Source organism: Cyanobacteriota bacterium (assembly GCA_025054735.1).
Lineage (GTDB): Bacteria > Cyanobacteriota > Cyanobacteriia > SKYG9 > SKYG9 > SKYG9.
This window is the reverse complement of the sequence record JANWZG010000534.1, coordinates 1-2,170: the sequence shown is the minus strand read 5'-3', so window position 1 is coordinate 2,170 and position 2,170 is coordinate 1. Positions and strand designations below refer to the sequence as shown.

Sequence of the window (2,170 nt, the reverse complement as noted above, 5' to 3'; positions counted from 1 at the left end):
AGCATCGATCGCATTACTGATCACATTCATAAACACCTGGTTTAGTTGGCTGGCATAGCACTCTACCAAGGGTAACTCGCCATACTGTTTGATAACGGCGATCGCTCCTCGATTCGACTTTGCTTTGAGGCGATGTTGCAAAATCAGCAGGGTGCTATCTAATCCTTCGTGAATATCCACTGCCTTAACTATTGCCTCATCCAGTCGAGAAAAGTTGCGTAACGACAGCACTAGTTGACGAATTCGCTCTGCCCCAACCTGCAAAGATGACAACAAATTTGGTAAATCTTCCCGCAAAAAATCCAACTCAAACCTATCCATGCAGGCCAACACCGGTGGTGATGGGGGATGGTGTTCTTGGTAGACATCAATGATCTGAACTAGGTTAGTAATATACTCATCGACATAGTGCAAATTCCCATAGATAAAGTTAATGGGGTTGTTGATTTCGTGGGCAATGCCAGCAATCATCTGCCCCAAGCTAGACATTTTTTCTGTTTGAATGAGCTGAGCCTGGGTTTGCTGCAAGTCCAACAACGCATAGTGTAACTTCTCCGCTTGGTCGGTTTTTTCTGCGACCAGCTTTTTCATTTGTGCTGCATGTTGCAGAGTCATCCGTAAGTAGAGCACGAGTATGATTGTGAGTAATAAACCACTACCAGCGCTACCTATAGTCCACCCATATTTTGCGAAGCCCCCATAGGTTAGAGAGGGAAGCAACAAAAATTGCCATGTATCGTAAGTGGTGATGGTTAAATTCCTAGTGCAGACATCTAGATACTTACGGCAAATTACGTTCAGGTTTATCGGTACGGGCTGACTAGGGTCAAAAATGAGCTTAGCCTGTTGAGTAGCAACAGCATAGGTCAAGATGAAGTTGCGTTTCTCAGCATGGAAAGTCGATGAGGGCCTAGGGCTGGCAGAGGTAGATAACGGTGTCAGCCACTTTGCTGAGTCGAGGTTATACAGATATAGATCTAAATCTGTTAAATCAACCTCCTGGGAGGCTTCTCGTACTAGTCGCACCAAGAGAGTGTTTTGAGGATCATCCTGCACCGATTCTAGTAACACCTGGGGGTGATCGTAGTTATCCATAGTGCGATCGAGCTTGCGTTGCAAACTAATCACTAGACGATCGGCGGTTTTGTCAACCTGTACCCGCAGGCGACTGTTTTCAGTAGTCCAGGCTAGGACACCAAGCAGAGCAGAGAGACAAACTCCCACTACAAAGGCAATCTGAACTGGTGTATCTAGCTGCAAATAGTTCTTAAGAAAATTTGACATTGTGAATGGGTAGTTGATAATTCACAAATGGCTAACTTATTGAGACTAAATATCAACAAGTTCAAACTTTACGGTAGCAAGTCTCTGAGAAATCACCCACTGAGAATCTACCCAAAGTCAGCTTGAATTCGTAGGTACCAGCTCTTTTACAAGTAAGAATCCCTGGCTTAGGTTACGGTAGATAGCTTCTTGAACTGGGCCAAGGCAAGAGTTTGCGGCAGCCTGCCCCTAGCAAAAGGCAGAGTTACTGCTTTCAGCCCGGTTCCTCATGCTCAATCGGTTCATCCCAGTTCTGATTTCGCTTTAACCATCCAGTCACTATCGCTAAGGCAAAGGCACTCAAGAGGGCTACACCTAGAAAAATTCTGCCCTCTTCGACGATGCCAGTGCCGATCGCCACGATTGGTGGCTTGGCAACCACAATGCTCAAGCCCAATGCACCCATAAAACTTCGCCATGGCATCCGGGTTAAGCCCACAGCATAGCAAGCAAAGTCAAACAGTCCTGTCATTAATACTCCCGTAAGTAGGAAAAAATTGCTCTCCAGATACCGACGACTGAGGCGATCGACCTTGCCCATAAAGCGTTGACCAACCAATCGTTGCACAATGCGCCGACCATAGCGTTTAGCAATCCAGAAGTTGGTTGTGCAGGCTAAGAGATCAGCGATCGTGATCACAATCAACCCTTCCACAAATCCAAACAGGGTGCCTGCCAAAATCGAGTAGGCAGTGCCGGGCAACGCTGGAATCACAATGCTACTCAACCGAAGCAACAGCACAATCAACGGTGCCCAAATGCCAAGCTGATCTACGTTAGCTCGAACTTGCTCGATACCCATCCAGTTAACAAACCAGAGGGTCAAGGCAACAGCTAAACCCATCAG

The 2,170-nt window shown here is 46.6% G+C and carries 1 protein-coding gene and 1 pseudogene; both read right to left on the bottom strand.

Annotated elements, in window-relative coordinates; translation table 11 throughout:
- Positions 1–573 (bottom strand): annotated as a pseudogene (locus tag NZ772_17820) (hypothetical protein).
- A 964-nt stretch (positions 574–1,537) separates the two neighbouring features.
- On the bottom strand, positions 1,538–2,167 hold the full coding sequence (locus NZ772_17815) for a VTT domain-containing protein (GenBank protein ID MCS6815412.1): 630 nt from the start codon (positions 2,165–2,167) through the stop codon (positions 1,538–1,540).
- Between the last annotated feature and the right edge of the window lie 3 nt (positions 2,168–2,170).